General features: G+C 38.1%; 15 protein-coding genes. 5 read left to right on the top strand and 10 right to left on the bottom strand.

What is annotated here, in order from left to right; genetic code table 11:
* Positions 1 to 99: 99 nt before the first annotated feature.
* Entirely contained in the window at positions 100 to 2,919 is a 2,820-nt protein-coding gene (uvrA, locus tag HMPREF0072_RS08400) for an excinuclease ABC subunit UvrA (RefSeq protein WP_004829213.1), read from the bottom strand.
* 1,056 nt (positions 2,920 to 3,975) lie between these two features.
* Entirely contained in the window at positions 3,976 to 5,931 is a 1,956-nt protein-coding gene (uvrB, locus tag HMPREF0072_RS08405) for an excinuclease ABC subunit UvrB (RefSeq protein ID WP_004829217.1), read from the bottom strand.
* Positions 5,932 to 6,199: 268 nt separating this feature from the next.
* On the opposite strand from uvrB, the gene thiT reads away from it, so the two are divergent.
* Entirely contained in the window at positions 6,200 to 6,748 is a 549-nt protein-coding gene (gene thiT, locus HMPREF0072_RS08410; RefSeq protein ID WP_004829219.1) for an energy-coupled thiamine transporter ThiT, read from the top strand.
* 920 nt (positions 6,749 to 7,668) lie between these two features.
* On the opposite strand, the gene HMPREF0072_RS08415 is transcribed toward thiT, so the two are convergent.
* Both HMPREF0072_RS08415 and HMPREF0072_RS08420 read right to left on the bottom strand, forming a co-directional pair.
* Positions 7,669 to 9,309, bottom strand: coding sequence for a hypothetical protein (locus HMPREF0072_RS08415; RefSeq protein WP_004829223.1), 1,641 nt, complete (start codon positions 9,307 to 9,309; stop codon positions 7,669 to 7,671).
* Positions 9,302 to 10,027, bottom strand: coding sequence for an ABC transporter ATP-binding protein (locus HMPREF0072_RS08420; RefSeq protein ID WP_004829226.1), 726 nt, complete (start codon positions 10,025 to 10,027; stop codon positions 9,302 to 9,304). Before HMPREF0072_RS08420 ends, HMPREF0072_RS08415 begins: the two co-directional genes overlap by 8 nt.
* A 140-nt stretch (positions 10,028 to 10,167) precedes the next feature.
* Here HMPREF0072_RS08420 and HMPREF0072_RS08425 point away from each other — a divergent pair, with 140 nt between their 5' ends.
* From HMPREF0072_RS08425 to HMPREF0072_RS08440, 4 genes are read left to right on the top strand one after another with little or no spacing between them, the layout of a single operon-like run.
* On the top strand, positions 10,168 to 10,527 hold the full coding sequence (locus HMPREF0072_RS08425; RefSeq protein WP_004829227.1) for a GntR family transcriptional regulator: 360 nt from the start codon (positions 10,168 to 10,170) through the stop codon (positions 10,525 to 10,527).
* A complete protein-coding gene (locus tag HMPREF0072_RS08430; RefSeq protein ID WP_004829229.1) occupies positions 10,524 to 11,207 on the top strand; it encodes an ABC transporter ATP-binding protein in 684 nt (227 codons plus the stop codon). The genes HMPREF0072_RS08425 and HMPREF0072_RS08430 overlap by 4 nt, the downstream gene beginning before the upstream one ends.
* Positions 11,207 to 12,001: a hypothetical protein gene (locus HMPREF0072_RS08435; RefSeq protein WP_004829231.1), complete on the top strand. Its 795-nt coding sequence runs from the start codon at positions 11,207 to 11,209 to the stop codon at positions 11,999 to 12,001. The genes HMPREF0072_RS08430 and HMPREF0072_RS08435 overlap by 1 nt, the downstream gene beginning before the upstream one ends.
* 10 nt (positions 12,002 to 12,011) lie before the next feature.
* Complete coding sequence (locus HMPREF0072_RS08440; protein ID WP_004829232.1) at positions 12,012 to 12,635, top strand: hypothetical protein; 624 nt, start codon at positions 12,012 to 12,014, stop codon at positions 12,633 to 12,635.
* A gap of 34 nt (positions 12,636 to 12,669) precedes the next feature.
* Here HMPREF0072_RS08440 and HMPREF0072_RS08445 read toward each other — a convergent pair whose 3' ends face one another.
* The 6 genes from HMPREF0072_RS08445 to HMPREF0072_RS08475 all read right to left on the bottom strand — a co-directional run bounded on the left by HMPREF0072_RS08445 (position 12,670) and on the right by HMPREF0072_RS08475 (position 18,118).
* Entirely contained in the window at positions 12,670 to 12,999 is a 330-nt protein-coding gene (locus HMPREF0072_RS08445; RefSeq protein WP_004829235.1) for a hypothetical protein, read from the bottom strand.
* Complete coding sequence (locus HMPREF0072_RS08450; RefSeq protein WP_004829237.1) at positions 12,977 to 14,122, bottom strand: YveK family protein; 1,146 nt, start codon at positions 14,120 to 14,122, stop codon at positions 12,977 to 12,979. The genes HMPREF0072_RS08445 and HMPREF0072_RS08450 overlap by 23 nt, the downstream gene beginning before the upstream one ends.
* Positions 14,123 to 14,134: 12 nt before the next feature.
* Positions 14,135 to 15,253 carry an EpsG family protein gene (locus HMPREF0072_RS08455; protein ID WP_004829238.1) on the bottom strand — a complete coding sequence of 373 codons (1,119 nt, stop codon included), beginning with the start codon at positions 15,251 to 15,253 and terminating at the stop codon, positions 14,135 to 14,137.
* 1,154 nt (positions 15,254 to 16,407) lie between these two features.
* A complete protein-coding gene (locus tag HMPREF0072_RS08465; RefSeq protein WP_004829242.1) occupies positions 16,408 to 16,635 on the bottom strand; it encodes a hypothetical protein in 228 nt (75 codons plus the stop codon).
* Positions 16,636 to 16,716: 81 nt separating this feature from the next.
* Complete coding sequence (locus HMPREF0072_RS08470) at positions 16,717 to 17,769, bottom strand: DUF4097 family beta strand repeat-containing protein (protein WP_004829244.1); 1,053 nt, start codon at positions 17,767 to 17,769, stop codon at positions 16,717 to 16,719.
* Positions 17,762 to 18,118: a DUF2089 domain-containing protein gene (locus tag HMPREF0072_RS08475; protein WP_004829246.1), complete on the bottom strand. Its 357-nt coding sequence runs from the start codon at positions 18,116 to 18,118 to the stop codon at positions 17,762 to 17,764. Before HMPREF0072_RS08475 ends, HMPREF0072_RS08470 begins: the two co-directional genes overlap by 8 nt.
* Positions 18,119 to 18,141: the final 23 nt, after the last annotated feature.

Here is an 18,141-nt window from a genome sequence, read left to right on the forward strand (position 1 = left end):
TTCTCCTTATATAAATTATACATTTATTTTATCATTTTTTACCTATAAATTAAAGCTTTTACATTTTTATTAAGAAAATCGCCCCAGCTGGGACGACTTTTATTTTAATAATTTTTTGAGATACTTGCCGGTGTAAGATGCTTTGACCTTGGCAATTTCTTCTGGAGTGCCGGTTGCAACTAAGTTTCCGCCCCCGTCACCACCTTCAGGGCCGAGGTCTATTATATAGTCAGAAACCTTAATCACATCAAGGTTATGCTCAATTACTACTACCGTATTGTTTTGATCAACCAGCCTATTTAACACCTCTATAAGCTTGTGGACATCTGCTGTGTGAAGGCCTGTTGTCGGTTCATCTAGGATATAAAGAGTCTGACCTGTAGAAACTTTTGCAAGTTCTGTCGCAAGTTTGACCCTTTGGGCCTCGCCACCAGATAATTCTGTGGAAGGTTGGCCGATTTTGATGTAGCCAAGACCCACATCGTAGAGGGTTTGAAGTTTCCTCACGATAGCTGGATGATTTTCAAAAAATTCTATTCCTTCCTCAACAGTCATATCGAGCACTTCTGAAATATCCTTGCCCTTAAATTTCACATCCAGAGTCTCTCTGTTATACCTCTTGCCATGGCAAACTTCGCAAGGCACGTAAACATCAGGCAAAAACATCATGTCTACCTTGATTGTGCCGTCCCCCTTGCAGGCCTCGCACCTACCACCTTTAACATTGAAGGAAAATCTTCCCTTTTGGAAGCCCTTCATCTTGGCCTGGTTGGTCATGGCAAAAACGTCACGGATGGCATCAAACACCTTGGTATAGGTCGCAGGATTTGACCTTGGTGTCCTACCTATTGGGGACTGGTCGATAGCGATTACCTTATCAACTTGATCAAGGCCCTTAATTTTTTTGTGGGCTCCAGCGTGGATCTTGGACTTGTTTATTTTCCTGGTTGCCATCTTGTATAAAATCTCATTTACCAATGAAGACTTACCAGAGCCTGACACACCTGTTACGGTTGTAAGAATACCAAGTGGGAATTTTACGTCAATATCCTTAAGGTTGTTTTCAGCCGCACCTATTACTTCTATAAATTTATCAGATTTTCTTCGTTTTTTTGGAACTTCAATTTTTTTCCTACCTGCTAGGTAGTCACCAGTTAAGGAATCCTTAGAGGCCATAATATCTTCAAGACTGCCCTTGGCAACAATTTCTCCTCCATGAATACCAGCCCTTGGACCAATATCGACAATAAAATCTGCTGCCCTCATGGTATCTTCGTCATGCTCAACGATTATAAGTGTGTTCCCAATGTCTGTAAGGTTTCTGAGGGACTTGATAAGCTTGTCGTTATCCCTCTGGTGGAGGCCAATCGAAGGTTCATCCAAAACATAGGATACACCAACAAGACCTGATCCAATCTGAGTAGCTAGCCTGATTCTCTGACTCTCACCACCAGAAAGAGTTGAGGCAGTACGATTTAGGGTCAAATATGAAAGACCAACGTCATTTAAAAACCTAAGCCTTCCCTTAATTTCCTTAATAATTAGCTCTGCGATTTGTGCCTTCATTTCAGAAAGCTTAAGCTTTTCGAAAAACTCAATTGATTTAGCCACAGAAAGGCGAGTTAACTCTGAAATATTTTTATCTCCGACTTTTATTGACAAAACCTCTGGTTTTAGCCTATCACCATGGCAAACTCGGCACTCCTCTTCACCCATGTATTCTTCAAACTTTTTCTTTTGGGAATCAGAATTGGTCCTCTGATACCTATCCCAAATATTTTGGATGGCACCTTCAAATATTCCCTTGTAGCGTTTTTTGCCCGAAAAATGAGAATCAAAAACAAAAGATAAGTCATAATCAGTTCCATACAAAATATCATTAACCAAACCCTCTGGTGCATCTTCAAGAGGCTCATCATAAGAATAATTGTAATGGTCTGCTATAGCCCTAACCACCTCATAATAATAAGTTCCCTTGGCAGAACCATTATAAGGGTCAACTGCCCCAGCATTTATCGAAAGACTCCTATCAGGCAAAATCAAATCAGGGTCTACCTGGAGGTGAAAACCAAGTCCATTACACTCAGGGCACATGCCGATAGGTGCATTAAATGAAAACATATTTGGGGTAATCTCAGGCAGGGAAACGTGGCCTTCAGGGCAGGCAAGTTTTGATGATAAAAGCATCTGATCTCCTCCAATTACATCCACAACCACAAGCCCATCAGCAAGACCGATTACAGTTTCAAGCGAGTCAGCAATCCTCGATTCAATACCCTCTTTCATCTTAATCCTGTCAACAATAACAGAAATATCGTGCTTTTTATTCTTATCAAGGTCTATATCATCCTCGATTTCATACCTTTCTCCGTCGATAATCACACGAACAAAACCGTCTTTTCTAATATTAGCCAAGGCATTCTTGTGTTGGCCCTTCTTGCCCCTAATCACTGGCGCAAGAAGCTGAATTTTAGTCCCTTCAGGAAGCTCCATTATTTTATCAACCATCTGGTCAACAGACTGAGCAACAATTGGCTTGCCACAAACCGGACAAAAAGCCTCCCCAATTCTCGCATACAAAAGCCTGTAATAGTCATAAATTTCAGTAACAGTAGCCACAGTAGAACGTGGGTTCCTGTTAGTAGTCTTTTGGTCGATGGAAATAGAAGGCGACAAACCCTCAATCGAATCAACATCAGGCTTATCAATTCCACCCAAAAACTGCCTAGCATAAGAAGAAAGACTCTCCACATAACGCCTCTGACCTTCGGCATAGATAGTATCAAAGGCAAGGGTAGACTTACCAGACCCCGAAAGCCCGGTAAAAACAATCATCTTATCACGAGGGAGAGTAAGATCTATATTCTTTAAATTGTTAGTCCTTGCTCCTTTTATAATAATATTATTATTTTCTTTCATTATTACTTTTCCTCTCTTATTCAAAATAAGTTATTTTTTTAATTTATATTTTAGTATTTATTGCCATTAAGTAATTATTTTTCTAGTTAATTATTTCCTTGTAATTCTATCTTTAATTAAATTTTAGTCATTAACATGACCCCTCCGTACCAAGGGGGAGCCCAGGGGGACTTTCCGTATGTCCCCCAACCGGCTCCCCCTTAACCCCCCTTCCGCTACCCCCTCCAAACGGCCCCTTGGCGGGGAGCATAAGCAGTAGATTTCCTACGGAAATCTTTTTTAGTAGGGTTTACGTCTTTGTTTTGGTTTTTCTTTTGTCTAACTTTTTAAAATCCCAAGCCTCCTAAAAATTGCAATCTCGTCTGACCTTTGTTTTGCGTTTAAAAATAAGTTCACAGTATTTATTGTTTTGTGTGTTCATATAAAGCTGTCAGTGCAATTTTTTTGACGGATGCTTGGGATTTTAAAATACTTGGTCTTATGTTTTCAAATTAAAATAACAATAGAACTTAGATAAAAAGTAAAACCCACCACCCCTCGCTTCGACCGAAGTGGAGAAGCCTCTAGTCACTTTTATATAATTAATATGGTTTAGGAGTCTAGAAAAAATAAAACTAAAGAGTCAACCCCCGTCTAGCAATGTTTGGCGAATCCAAACGAGCCAAGCAACACTGGAACCTCGAAAAAAATCTCCCTTTTATCGAGTAAAGATTTCTAATCAAGGGTTGCGTTAAGAAAATCGCTTGTTTGAGGCTTTAGCCGAGTTTGCGATTTTTAGCAACCTGAAGATTAGAAATCTGTGTGGATATACGTAAACAATTACGAAGTCATTCCCTCTACTAAAGAGGTTTGCCGTAGGCAAACTTCCCCTTCCGCACTCCGCTTAAGGAGCCGTCTGGGGGTGTAAGGAAAGGGAGGGTTCGGGAGGGAAGCGATGAGGGACCATACGGAAGGTCCCTTAGCGTCCCTCCCGATTACGGAGCAGCCACGTAAATGGCTGAGTTTTTCTATTTTACAAAATAATTCTTATCAAAAAATAGTTTTGAAAAACTTTTTCTAAAAGTTTTCTCTCATTTTCTTTATTTGATCTCTTAATCTTGCTGCTCTTTCGAAGTCAAGTTCTTCTGCTGCCTTATACATTTCGCTTTCCATATTTATTAGGATGGTGGCGATGTCTTCTCTCTTGAATTCTTCGATTTCTTCTTCCTCGGCCTTCTTTGTTATTTGGATTATTTCGCCGATGTTTTTCTTTATTGTTGTTGGGGTTATTCCATGTTTTTTGTTGAAGTCTTCTTGGATTTTTCTCCTACGTTCTGTTTCGTCAATGGCCCTTTGCATAGATCCTGTAATGGTGTCACCGTACATTATTACGTGGCCTTCGGAGTTTCTTGCGGCACGTCCGATTGTCTGAATCAAGCTTGTTTCGCTTCTTAAAAAGCCTTCCTTGTCTGCATCTAGGATTGTGATTAAACTTACTTCCGGTATATCAAGGCCCTCTCTTAGGAGGTTGATTCCAACTAATACATCAAATTTTCCCAGCCTTAAGTCCCTTATAATTTCAGACCTCTCTATGGTTTTGATGTCGGAGTGGAGGTAGCGTACCTTGATTGATTGTTCCATCAAGTAGTCGGTCAAATCTTCTGCCATTTTCTTGGTCAAGGTTGTGACTAGGACCCTTTCACCCTTTTCTATTGTCTTGTGGACTTCTTCTATGAGGTCGTCGATTTGGTTTGCTGTTGGCCTTACTTCCACAAGTGGGTCTAAAAGTCCTGTTGGTCTTATGATTTGCTCTACAAGCTCTCCATGAGTCTTTTTCATTTCGTATGGGCCAGGAGTTGCCGATACATAGACAGTTTGGTTGATTAATTTTTCAAATTCATCAAATTTTAAGGGTCTATTGTCAAGGGCTGAAGGAAGTCTAAAGCCAAAGTCTACCAAGTTTTGCTTTCTCGACCTATCGCCTTCGTACATGCCACCAACTTGGGGGATGGATACGTGGGATTCGTCAACCATGAGGACAAAGTCTTTTGGAAAATAGTCGATAAGGGTGTATGGTCTCGAACCCCTTGGTCTTTGGGAAAGGTGGGCAGAATAGTTTTCGATTCCCGAACAAAATCCTATTTCCTTGAGCATTTCAATATCATACTTGGTTCGCTGTTCGATTCTCTGGGCTTCTAGGAGTTTATTTTCGCTTTCAAATTCCTTGATTCTTTCTTCGAGCTCTTTTTCTATGGAAATTATTGCTTTTTCAGTCTTTTCGCTGGTTGTGGCGTAGTGGCTGGCAGGATATATGTAGGCGTGAGTGATTTTTGAAATCACCTTTCCAGTAAGGGGGTCAAATTCTGAAATTTGGTCAATTTCATCGCCAAAAAATTCAATTCTGATGGCTTTTTGGTCAAAACCTGCAGGGTAAATATCTAAAACATCTCCCCTCGCTCTAAAACTTCCCCTTTCAAATTCCACATCATTACGAACATACTGGACGTCGATTAGCTTTTTCATGACCTCTTCTGGGCTGATTTCTTGGCCAGGACGGAGGGATACAACTAGCTTTTTGTATTCAATCGGGTCACCCAAACCGTAGATGCAAGAAACACTGGCAACGATAATTACATCCCTTCTTTCAAAAAGGGCCATGGTTGCAGAGTGGCGCATCTTGTCGATTTCGTCATTTATGGAAGAGTCCTTGGCTATGTAGGTGTCAGTCGCTGCCACATAGGCCTCTGGTTGGTAGTAATCGTAGTAGGAAACAAAGTATTCCACAGCATTGTCCGGAAAAAATTCCTTAAATTCAGTAAATAATTGGTAGGCTAAAGTCTTGTTGTGTGCAAGGACCAAAGTTGGCCTTTGCACATTTTGGATAATATTCGCCATGGTAAAGGTCTTGCCAGAACCAGTCACCCCCCTTAGGATTTGGTGTTTTTTGCCGGCAAGGATGCCCTCACTTAATTTTTTAATCGCCTCAGGCTGGTCGCCCTTTGGTGCGTAGTCTGATTTTAATTTAAATTCCATCTTATCCCTCAATCTCTATCTAAAAGCTTTCGCATAATTTCCTTATTTATACCCTAGTATTATACTAGAAATTAGCCACTTTTCTATTAAATAAGCCGAGGAGAAGTCTCATTATAGTTTACTTTTACAGATTTTCCTATATAGTAATAGTGTACTAGGGGTGCTAACCAAAAGGTGGCTGAGATCATACCCTTAACCTGAATCCAGGTAATGCTGGCGGAGGTAAGTTACAAGTCCTCCCAGCAGAGTGCAAAGGAGGAATTTTTTTATGAATAATAGTAAATGGTCAACTAAAATGATTGCCGAAGCTGGTGTAATGCTCGCTCTCGCCTTTATTCTAGGTCGTATAAAACTTTTTGAATTGCCTCAAGGTGGTTCTGTAACAGCAGGCCAGATGATTCCACTAATCATCTTTGCCATTAGACATGGAGCAGGCCCAGGCATAATAGTAGGCGCTGTTTACGGTGTGCTTGACATGATGTTTGGCGGATCAATCTACCACCCAGTCCAAGCCATCCTAGACTACCCTCTAGCCTACGCTTCCCTTGGTCTTGTAGGATTTTTCGCAAAGAATTTTGCATCAAACCACGAAATCGCACCTGTTATTAAGGGAACTTTCTTAGGCGTCTTCGCCAGATTCGTCTGCCACGTCCTAACAGGGGTCATCTTCTTCGGGTCTTACGCCCCAGAAGGCCAAAATGTTTGGTTATATTCAATAATTTATAACGGTACTTTCCTAGGAGTAGAATTTATAATCACAATTATAATCATCTTCCTATTAAAGAATTTAATAACCAAAGACTTGGCAAGATTATAATAAATATAGAAAAACAGGAGTTTTTATATAACTCCTGTTTTTTTAATTAATCCGAGATTAACTGCATCTTATAGATTTTTTCAGTCATTTACATGACCACTCCGTTCAAAGGGGAGGCCCGAGGGGGCGGCAGATGCCCCCTCACCCGCCTCCCCTTAAACCCCTCTCGGCTACACCCCCGACTGCTCCTTAGCGGAGTGCGAAACCAGAAGTTTGCCTACGGCAAACCTCTTTATTAGGGGGAATAACCCTGTTTATTTAAACTGTTATCCCCACTGATTTCTAATCGTCGGGTTGCTAAAAACTGATAACTCGCTATCGCTCAAACAATCAGTTTTCTTAACGCAACCCTTGATTAGAAATCATTTCCCGATAAAGGGGAGAATTAGTCTTGATGTTCCAGTATTGCTAAGCTCGTTTGGCTTCGCCAAACATTGCTGGTTGGGAGGTATTCTTATACGATGAGTATGAAAACAAAAGACCAAGTATTTTAAAATCCCAAGACTCCGTTAAAAAAATTGCACTGACAGTTCTTTTAAAATCAAAATACCATATATACTGTGAACTATTTTTTTAATAAAAAGTACAAGTCAGACGAGATTGCAATTTTTAGGAGGCTTGGGATTTTAAAAAGTTAAACAAATATTTTTTCTAAACAAGGGCTCCTACATATCAACAAGTTTGCCGAAGGAAAACTCCTTGTCCCCCGAGAGGGGTCGCCCGGAGGGGGTAGCCGAAAGGGGTCTGGGGAGTCGCGTTGGGGAACGTGCGAAACGTTCCCCTGGGACTCCCCAGTTACAAAGATTCAACTGTAAATAGAATAAAAATCTAATTTACAAAATTACAAAGATTCAATAGTAAATAACATAGAACATCATAAGATTAAAGTAAATACTAAAGCTTATTGAAAATAAGCCAATCTAATCTCTTATTTTAAAAGTCTTAGACCCAAATCTCACTATCAAAATATTCACAACAATAATAAAAGCTAAAATAAAGCTACCACTTGTCAGCAAAATCATCTTGTAATCCATATCTTTCACAATAAAGGCTCCGTAGATGCAAATATAGTAAACTACCATATTTATGACTCCTGCGATTTTACTCACACTCATTCCCTCTTGGTTGTAGGGTTGGAGGAGGTAGTATTTGGCGAGGGCTAGGCTTGTGAAAAATGTGGTCATTAGCAAAATATAAGCTAGAACGACTAAATTATTTACCCAAAAAATCCCTCCCTTATAGGCCACGGCTGCCATATAAGTCGCAAAGACTGCTGTGGCAGGAATCAGGTTGATCGCAAGCATTGATCTAAATCTTAGTCTATACATGGCAAGGAGCATGGTTCCTTTCCTATAAAAACCGTAAGGCAAAAGGCCCTGGTCGCAGTTTAGGTACATAGCAGTTATGACCTTATCCTGCCTTGATAAAGTGTACATCAGAAAAGGCATGGCTCTGATTGTTAGCTCAAAAATATCTTCCGCTCCTAAAGTTTCCTTAAAAACTGTAAAGAAAAATACTCCAAGGGCAATGGCTGGCACAGCCAAGGATTTTATTATAACTGGCTTTGTTATAAGTCTTTTGTGTCTTATAAAAAACAAGGAATTTAGGAAGGCTAGGCCCTTTTTCTGGTAAAGTCCTTTTTTATTTTTAACTTCAATATCCTTATCCTTTAGCTCGTAGTTCTTAGCTTCGCTTAGGTCAAGCTCTTCTCCACCTACTTCGTATTCTTCAATCGAATCTTCGATTACTTGGTCAAAAGATTTGAAACTCTTAAGGCTAGTCACGCCATAGATGAAAAGGGCAAGTGAAAATATAAAAATTATGCCAGTTGCAATTCTTAAATCAAAACTACCTGTAATAACAAGTCCCATAGCAAGAACAGGAATTAAAATAATAAAGGCAACCTGCAAAAGTCCATTGTCTAAGATTCCCTTTTTGTGTTTGAGTTTGTATTTCATCCAGAAAACCGAAGCCCCGATTTCTAGGAAATAGACAGCGAAACTCATCAAAATCGGATATATAAGGGGAATTTTATTTATCAAGCTAAAAAATATAGCAAAAATAAGAGTCCTTCCGATTAGCCTCATGGCTGGTTTGTAGTACAAAAACATCTTGGCAGAAGAGCTTGGGTCAATATGATATTGGTAGTAATATTTGCCAATTCCTGCCCCATTATCATAGATAAAGTTCCTAAAAATCCCAGTCGCAAAATAGAGAATTACGGGAATCATGAGGCCCATAAGATAAGATGTCAATTCAGCTTTGCTTGCCAAATCCGCCGCAAAAATCTCTCCACCAAAGATTTTATAAATCCAGCCATAGGTGATTGTTGTGTATAAATAAGCAATAAGAAAAGATAAGGCGCAGCCCAAAATTTGCTTTATAAGGACAAAAATTGGATAAAAGCTGTACATTATCTCCTTAAACTCAAAAAATCTGTACTTATCCCCTAGTTTTTTACCGATTAAGGGAAACTTTCTTATACCATAAACCATCATATTGAAAGATTCGGTAAGAGCGATTTTTTCGGCTAGGATATAGGTCCTAAAATCTTTATTCATGGATTTCTCCCAAGTTTTCTTTATTGCCTGCAAGGATTGATATTAACTTGTCCTCAAAGTCTGGATCAGCCAGGTAAGAATCATCAAGACCGGAAAGTTTTTTCTCTGATAAAAGGACGATCTTATCGCAAATATCCTTGGCAAGCTGGAGAATATGGGTTGAGAAAACCATGATGTGGTCCTTGTGGATTTCTCTGATGATTTTTTTCATCTGGAGAGACACAACCACATCAAGGCTTGTAAGTGGCTCATCCATAAGGATTATCCTTGGTTTTAAAATCAAAAACATGATCATTTGGATTTTGTTTTTCATACCTGTCGAATAGGACTGGATTAGCCTGTGGCTGTCTTCCTCGTCAAAATCAACCAAGTCTAGGTAGTAATCGATATCCTTTAAATCCTTGATATTTTCCCTATTAGCATCTATAAAAAATCTGATAAACTCGTAGCCAGTGAGAAATTTTGGCAAATCTGGCTCTGCCACCATCATAAAAACATCATCAAAAGACACAGGAGTCTTTTCCCCATTTTCCTCTATGTAAATCTCACCGGCATCTTTCTTGATAGCTTCTGTAATAAGCCTAAAAAGCGTAGTCTTACCAGCCCCATTTCTGCCAAGAAGGGCATAAACAGTACCTTTTTCAAAGTCATACGAAGCATCCTTTAAAACTTCCTTGTCGTCAAAGGATTTGGATAAATTTTCTATAACTAATTTCATATTCTTCCTCGTTTTTGTTTATTTAATAAGTAATTATTTATATTTTACCACAAATTCAAAAATAAATTTGACATTGTATTAAGGGTGTAGTACACTTGTATTAAGATAATAGTACAGTGATACAAAGAAAGAAGGTTTGTATGGATTTTGATAACAACCGACCTATCTATATCCAGCTTGTAGAGGATTTTAAGATCAAAATTTCCACAGGCGACTGGCAGGCCGGAGATAAAATCGACTCAGTAAGAAATCTCGCCACAACCTACAAGGTAAACCCAAACACCATCCAAAGAGCCCTGGCAGAGCTTGAAAGAGAAGGTCTTTGCGAGAGCCAAAGGACAATCGGCAGGTTTGTAACAAAAGATGAAAAGAAAATAAAATCACTTTCAAACAAGGCCTTTACCAGCTTTGCAGATGATTTTATAAGTGGAATGGAATCTTTAAACATCAAAAAAGATGTGGCCCTAAGTGATTTGAGAGATTATTGGGAGGAATTATGATAGAGATAAAAAATTTAAGCCTCAAATATGGAGGTAGAAAAGTCTTAGATGACTTTAATTTAAACTTAGATAAGGGCAAGATAATCGGTCTTGTAGGTGAAAATGGAACAGGTAAATCAAGTCTAATGAGAGTCATCGCAGGTCTTGAGAAAAATTATTCGGGAGAAGTTTTAATTGATGGCAATAAGCCAGGTGGAAAAACCAACGCCCTTATTTCCTACCAACCGGACCACCTACCCTTTGATGATTTCATGACTGTAATTGATATAGGAAATATCTACGAAAGATTTTATGACGACTTTGACTCAGAAAGTTATTACAAGATGATTGATTCTTTTTCTATTAAAAGAAGCCTTAAAATCAAGGAATGCTCCAAGGGAATGAAAGATAAGGTCCAAATCGCAGCCACTCTTGCGAGAAAGTCTGAGATTTACCTTCTAGATGAGCCAATGACAGGCATTGACCCAAAGGCAAGGTTTGAAATGCTAAATACAATTATAGAAAATTTCAATCTAGAATCAACCCTTATCATCTCAACCCACCTTATATCTGAGATTGAAAAAATCCTAGACGAAGTAATCATAATTTCAGACGGCAAAGTCCTCGCCCACAAGGCAGTTGATGAGATAAGAGCAGAAAAAGGCCTAAGCCTTGAAGAATATTTTAGGGAGGTTCTCTAATGGGAAAATTATTTAGACAAATTTTTAAAGAAGATATAAAAAAGGTAATTGTCTGGATGCTATCACCCCTTCTGATAGCAATCTTAGGAAACTTTGTCTATAAGTTAACGGATTTTCGCCCAATATCCCTTATAATTGTCTTAAGCGGATCAGTTATGACCTTTGCCCCACTTATTTCCCTAGCCAGCATTAATGATAGTGACAACAATAGGTTTTATGGCAAAAAAGCAGCCTTTTACACAACCCTACCATTCACTGCAAGAGAGATAACAGGAGCTAGACTAATAAACTACCTAATAATGGGACTTGTAATAGGAGTTTTCAGCATCTTTAACTTTTTGCTTATAGGCCTAACTAGCGATGGTGGACTAAAGCCATTAGATATACTTAAGTATATAGGTGAAAGTATTAACTTAAATATTTTTATCAGCTTGGTAAAATATATAATTATTATAGCCTTGTTTTATGCAATTTTCGCCCTAATAATTATGGCAGCAAATACACTTGGAGCATCAAGACCCTTTAACAAGATGGGTAGGTCAGCTAAGTTAGTCCTTTTCGTAGCCTTGATTTTATTCCAAGGATATGTATATGTGAAATTAATTAGTGGGCTTGAAAACACAAGCTTAATCAAATTTAAAGAATATTCAACTAGTGCAGGCAAATTTAGTATAAATATGCTAGATTTAAACTGGTCATCCTTTGCGATTATAGTCCTAATTTTGGCAATCTTTGCCCTAGCCTATTTCGCCCTAACAAATTATTTCCACAAGGAGAAGATCTCAGTAGAATAAGGAGGAGTTCATGTTTAAAAAATTAGTAATAGGCTTAGTTTTCTTGGTTGTTGCCTTCTTTGTCTTTATTAGATTTGCATTCTTGCCGACACCAGAATTTTTGAGAAATCAAGAGGTTGATGGGGTCAAAGTTGAAATCAGAATCTCAGACGACGAGAGAAAGCCAATCATAAGGACCTACACCAAAGAAGAATTTGACGCATTTGACCAAGCAAAAATCGAAAATATCAACGACGACGTAGACGGCAGGGTAGAAGGTGACATCCCTTGTATCCACCTTCTAGAAGATAATAAAATTTACATCACTTTCTATAAAGACGGTGAAAAAATCGAACCTGACGACGCCCATATAAAAATAACCACCTACGCCAGCGACTACAGGGATCCAACAAAAACACGCCATATCGAAGGCAAACTTACTGACGAAGGAGACAAAACCTACACTTACGCCACAAAAAGATACTCTGTTCAATATGAAAAATACTTCTTTGAATACTTAAGAATGGAAATAACCTACACAATTAATGGCAAGGACTACGTCTCAATTTTCGGTACTTTCCAAGATAACGCCCCAGTCGACACAGACTTCTTCGAAAACGAAGACCTAAAAAAACCCCTAGACCCAGAAGAATGATAAAATTAAAACCAGCTCAAATTCGAGCTGGTTTTTAAATTCCTTGTAAATTTTTAACTTCGATATAAAAGCTCTGACCCTGGTAGGTCACGTAGGCAAAGCCATTTTCCTCTTCTTGACTGGCTTGAACTACCGAGCCTTTTTCCAAAGTGTCGAAGGCTGTTTTTTCGTCGGGGTCGGTGTAGATTTTGGCATCTTTAATGACTTTGTAGGAAAGTCCGATTCCGATTTCATCCTTAAGCTTAATCCCAGTCCCAGGCCTTGTCGGAATGTCTTGTTTGGTGTATTTTTCTTCCTTGCCGCATCCAGCGAGGACTATTAATAGGCAAAAAACTATAAACTTATTTATGGTAAACCACCCCACAATAATCTATTCCAAGTTCCCTGAAGTCTGAAATCGCCTTATCTAGGGCAGATTTTTTAGTCTTTGAGTCTACTAGGATTATTTCCATGTCACAAAGTCTAGCTCCTAGGTATGGATCAGGTGTTTTTAGGGATTTTTGGTCGATTAGGATATAATTATAAGCATTCTCTCTATTGGCTATTTCAGCGAAAAACTCGTTAGTATCGAGAATTTTTTCTGACACCTTTTCTGCTAGGGCTAGGTAATCTATGTCACCCTTTCTTAGGACCTTAAAGGAATTTTCGTCACTTAAGAATTTCCCATCGGTCTCGCCAGCGTTTTTGCTGTCTACAAACAAAACGCCATTGGCTGGAGCAAGGCTTTCTGCAAGATTTTTTGCAAAATCAAAAGAGTCAACCTTGCCAAGACTTGTAATGCCAACAACTCCATTTTGAAGTCTATGGTCAATTTTTGCCTTCACCTTCAAAAGCTCATCACTAGATCCAAGGACATCCAAATCCAATTCTCTTAAGTCATCCTCGTCGGCTATATTATCAGAAAGAAGAGTCTTAATAATTACTATAGCAAGGCCTAAAATAGCCCCAGCTATACCTGCTGCAACAGAAAAAATCAAAAGTTTTTTCTTTGAAGCCTTATCCACCAGCACCTCATGCAGATATTCCAAATTATCAGCATTTAGGTAGTCTTTTGTCATTTTTCTAAAATTCTCACAAATTGACTTAAGAGCATCTGCTGCCCTATCCTTGTTATCATCATTAAAACTTAGGCTAATAAGACCTGCTTGAGGATTCACATCGAAGTCAGACTTTGCCATGATTTCCTTGAAATCGAGGTTTGAGCCCCCTTTTTTAAGCTCGTTTGCAACTCTTTTATAAAGGTCAGGTGACTTTATAATTTCAGAATAAATATTGCCAAGCTTTTCATTTAAAATTAGCTTGTTGTAGGAAATTTCTTCGCCCTCACCAGCTGTGGCAATCAAAACTGCCGAAGCCTCAAAAGACCCTCCGACTTTTTTAATGCCAAGACCAAAAACAATGCCAAAAAACACGATGGCTGGAACAATAATTAGGGCGAGATTTTTTTTTATACCGTCGATTAATTGGTAAGTTGTAACTTTTCTCATAAAAACTCCTTTTTAATTTAATGACTCGATAGCCATTGTATTTGTAAAGAAAAAATCGTACTCTGGCGCATCTACACTAATATAAATCGCATATGGTACGATAAAGACCACAATCGATAAGATTAGCAAAAAGGCCGCCAGGCTATCCTCATATTTTAATTTTTTAATCATCATTGGCAGATAAAACATCTCCAGTATTGCAAAAAATGATGAAAACCTAAAGGCAATGGCTGTCGATGACCTAAAAACAAGCATAACGCAAAGGCCAAAAACCATAGCTTTAACGCTAGCCTTCTCCATCCTGTCTCCCCCAAAAGTTTTCTCATCCAAGTACATGATGGAAACTATAAATAAAAGGAAGAAAAATATAATCCTCGGGTCAAAAAGTTGCATTCCATAGGCAAATTTACCCTCAAAGGTGTAGGTTACAATCTTTCTAGAAAGTATGCCAAGGCCTATTTTTGAAAACACAGTTGCGGCTATGCTAAATACCAGCTTTGAGAAAACCGAAACTGCCAAACTTAAAAAGACGATTAAAGATTTTATAAAATTATTAAGGTCAATTTCCAAATATAATAAAAATGGAATCAATATTACAGCCGACTTGTGAAAACTAATAGCTAGGATTAGGGTTAAAAAACTCCTAAACCTCTTTTTTTCAGTCGCTAGGTAAATAGCCAAGAGACCTAAACCCATAGCTGTTGCAGTCCTTGAAGTTTGCATATCAAATTGCAAGAAAATCGGCAAAAATATAATCGCAGACAAAAATGGATTAGCCGATTTTTTGATAACTACATAGGTCACAGGTCCGATTGACAAAAAATTCATAAGGACAATCACCCACTGACGGCTGATACCAAAAAGGTTTATGAGGTAAGAAGCCAGCCTAAAGGAAAACTCAACCGGGTAGGAAAAATTCAAAACCTTATCAAAATCCGTTCCGATATCCTTAGCGAACCACAAATAATTGTAATAATCAGCATCCCCCGACCCTCTCATTGCCGCAAAGATAAACATCAAGAAAAACATAGAAAAAGCCGCAAGGTTTTTTTGGTATGAAGTTTTAAAATCAATAAGGCTAAAGCATAGAAAAAGCAACAGCTCCAGCGTAAAAAATAACAAAAATCCCATAAAACTTTTCTATTTAGGGGGCATCCCCCTAAGACTCCCTTGTGTGATAGAAGAGAATACTTCTCTTGTACTCTTACTCATTAATATATCATTTTTTGGGGTTTTATCCATGATAAATTAATTTTATTTTTTATAAAAAATGATTTTATATTTTATTATCTCTAAATCATTTACATAACCTCTTCGTTCTAAGGGGGAGCCCCAAGGGACCTTTTCACTAGGTGAGTCTATTAATCCAAGATTATCATATTTTTTTCGTTAATCCGAGATTAACTGTATCTTATAAATTTTCTAGGTCATTTACATGACCACTCCGTATCTGGGGGAACCCCAAGGGACCTTCCGCAGGGTCCCTCACTGGGTTCCCCCAGGCCCCCTTTCTGCTACACCCCCGAGCGGCTCCTTGGCGGAGGGCGGGTAATGAAGCTTGCTTATCGCAAGCTTTTTTGGGTAGAGATGACTTGCTTGTATTAGTGTTCGTATATCCCCACTGATTTCTAATCATCGGGTCGCTAAAAATCGCAAACTCGGCTTCGCCTCAAACAAGCGATTTTCTTTACGCAACCCTTGATTAGAAATCTTTACCCGATAAAAGAGAGAATTAATCTCGATGTTCCAGTGTTTGCTGGGCTCGTTTGGCTTCGCCAAACATTGCTAAATTAGTGTTTATTTTTAAACGAAGAAATGAAAAACCTAAGGTCAAGTATTTTAAAATCCCAAGACTCCGTAAAGAAAATTGCACTGACAGCTCTTTACGAATAAAAGCAATATAAATACTGTGAACTAATTTTTAAATAAAAAGTACAAGTCAGGCTAGATTGCAATTTTTAGGAGGCTTGGGATTTTAAAAAGTTAAACAGATATTATTTCTAAACAAGGGTGCCTACATACCAACAAGTTTGCCGAAAGCAAACACATTGTCCCCCGAGAGGGGTCGCCCGGAGGGGGTAGCCGAAAGGGGTCTGGGGAGTCGCGTTGGGGAACGTGCGAAACGTTCCCCTGGGACTCCCCAGGTACGAAGATTCAATTGTAAGTAGAATGATAATCTATAATAAGATAATATTAAAAGATAAATTATCTCGGATAATAATCCTGGATTAATAGACTCACCTAGTGAAAAAATTGTTTTCTGAAAAATAAAAAAAGAACATCTTTTATAAAGACGTTCTTTTGTGGGTTTTCCACTCCATATATAAAAATACTACATTCATAATTATCATTAGGATTCCTATTCCAAATAATAGGGGATTAAATTCTTTTACGAAGCCGCCCACATTTTTTTCTAGGGATTGATAAATAAATATAGAAGCGAGTATTACTTGCAAAATATAAAATATCACTCTTTTCTTAAAGGATTTTTGCTTTTGGTTTTCTTCTTTCATAAAAAGCTCCTTTCACTTCTTTTCTTTATTATATCACATTTTAAGGGTCAAAAAAAGATGGGCTCTTGCCCACCTTTGATTTTATCTTAGGGATACTTTGCCATTGCCTGTTTTGGCTTTTATGGTTAATTTTGCCTCGTCTGTTGAGGTTGATAGGTCGTATCCTTCGTCAGTTTTAATTTTATTTTGGAACTTTTCTGTGACGTTTACAGCGGCACTATCCACAAAGGCCTTTATTTCTCCTTCGTAGTCTGTTGTGTCTACTACAATTATGCCACTTACAGTTTCTAGATCAATGTCTTTTGTGTCCTTTATATTGTATATCCTAATTGATCCAGATCTTGAGTCTGCAGTGATTTTATCGCTAGCTAGTCCATCTACCCTGATATTTCCAGAAATATTATCAACATCAACCCTATCTCCCTTAATGCCAGCAAGGTAGATTGATCCTGAAACATTGTCTATATTTAGAGGTCCTTCGATATTTCTGATGTCAATTTTACCATTTACATTATTGACATCGATGGCTGACTTGCTATTAATCACCATAATCTTACCATTTACCGAGTCGATATTTAAACTTCCAAAGTCAGTGTCAGCTATTTCAACTCTCGCATTTACAGTGTTTACATTTAATTTTTCATAGAAATCTTTGCCTACTTGCACCCTTAGTTTGACATTGGCTCCTAGATTCTTATAAGTCTCGTTTTCTTCTATATCTAAGACATTATCCCTGATTTCAACATCTATATAATCTTCAAGATTACCTTTTTTGGCAAAGATGTCAGCTGAAATTACTATTCCCTTATCTGTCGACTTTTCTAAAAGTATTTCGCCGTTGATTAGGTCAATATTTATCTCGTCAATTTCATCATCAACCCTGATATCCTTGTGGGTATTTATTTCCCCCTTAAGATTGAAATTATTGATATCAAAAGCTTGGTCAAGGTCAATTGCAGAAATAGCTTCGGTTGCCTTTTTGATAATAGAGTCAACTGTTGATGTAATCTTACCTGCAAAGTCTGTTTCCTTTGATTTTTTATCCCCAATTGCAGCAAGAAGGTCACTTGCTTCTTCGACTGTAATCTTGCCTTCTTTGAGCATATTTAGGATTAATTGTTTTTCTTCAGTCATTGTTTAGCTCCTCTAGTAATTCCTTCGCCTTTTCTGTTGTAATTTCACCATTATCTAGCATGTTTAAGATGTCTAGCCTATGAGATTTTTTGTCAATTTTACCGCCTAGTTTACTTACAATTTTATCAATCCTATTTCTAACTGTTGGGTAAGAAATGCCAATTTCTTCGCCCACATCCTTGATAGAACCTCTTTTTTGTAGAAATAGCTCAATAAATTCCTTATCTTCCTTATCTAGTCTTGAAAATGAGTCAACTTCAAATTCACCATGTACTTCTGTGTAGCAAGAATTGCATCTATATGATGTGATAATCATTTGATCACCACAGTTTGGACATTTATTTATCATAAGAACCTCCCTTTTGATTGAAC

Origin of the sequence: Anaerococcus lactolyticus ATCC 51172, assembly GCF_000156575.1 — a bacterium.
In the GTDB taxonomy this organism is placed as follows: domain Bacteria; phylum Bacillota; class Clostridia; order Tissierellales; family Peptoniphilaceae; genus Anaerococcus; species Anaerococcus lactolyticus.

Coding starts and splice junctions, on each gene's coding strand:
- HMPREF0072_RS08435 (WP_004829231.1), top strand. CDS start 11,207: ATGGGAAAATTATTTAGACAAATTTTTAAAGAAGATATAAAAAAGGTA.
- HMPREF0072_RS08420 (WP_004829226.1), bottom strand. CDS start 10,027: ATGAAATTAGTTATAGAAAATTTATCCAAATCCTTTGACGACAAGGAA.
- HMPREF0072_RS08440 (WP_004829232.1), top strand. CDS start 12,012: ATGTTTAAAAAATTAGTAATAGGCTTAGTTTTCTTGGTTGTTGCCTTC.
- HMPREF0072_RS08455 (WP_004829238.1), bottom strand. CDS start 15,253: ATGGGATTTTTGTTATTTTTTACGCTGGAGCTGTTGCTTTTTCTATGC.
- HMPREF0072_RS08475 (WP_004829246.1), bottom strand. CDS start 18,118: ATGATAAATAAATGTCCAAACTGTGGTGATCAAATGATTATCACATCA.
- thiT (WP_004829219.1), top strand. CDS start 6,200: ATGAATAATAGTAAATGGTCAACTAAAATGATTGCCGAAGCTGGTGTA.
- uvrB (WP_004829217.1), bottom strand. CDS start 5,931: ATGGAATTTAAATTAAAATCAGACTACGCACCAAAGGGCGACCAGCCT.
- HMPREF0072_RS08450 (WP_004829237.1), bottom strand. CDS start 14,122: ATGAGAAAAGTTACAACTTACCAATTAATCGACGGTATAAAAAAAAAT.
- HMPREF0072_RS08470 (WP_004829244.1), bottom strand. CDS start 17,769: ATGACTGAAGAAAAACAATTAATCCTAAATATGCTCAAAGAAGGCAAG.
- HMPREF0072_RS08430 (WP_004829229.1), top strand. CDS start 10,524: ATGATAGAGATAAAAAATTTAAGCCTCAAATATGGAGGTAGAAAAGTC.
- HMPREF0072_RS08425 (WP_004829227.1), top strand. CDS start 10,168: ATGGATTTTGATAACAACCGACCTATCTATATCCAGCTTGTAGAGGAT.
- HMPREF0072_RS08415 (WP_004829223.1), bottom strand. CDS start 9,309: ATGAATAAAGATTTTAGGACCTATATCCTAGCCGAAAAAATCGCTCTT.
- uvrA (WP_004829213.1), bottom strand. CDS start 2,919: ATGAAAGAAAATAATAATATTATTATAAAAGGAGCAAGGACTAACAAT.
- HMPREF0072_RS08465 (WP_004829242.1), bottom strand. CDS start 16,635: ATGAAAGAAGAAAACCAAAAGCAAAAATCCTTTAAGAAAAGAGTGATA.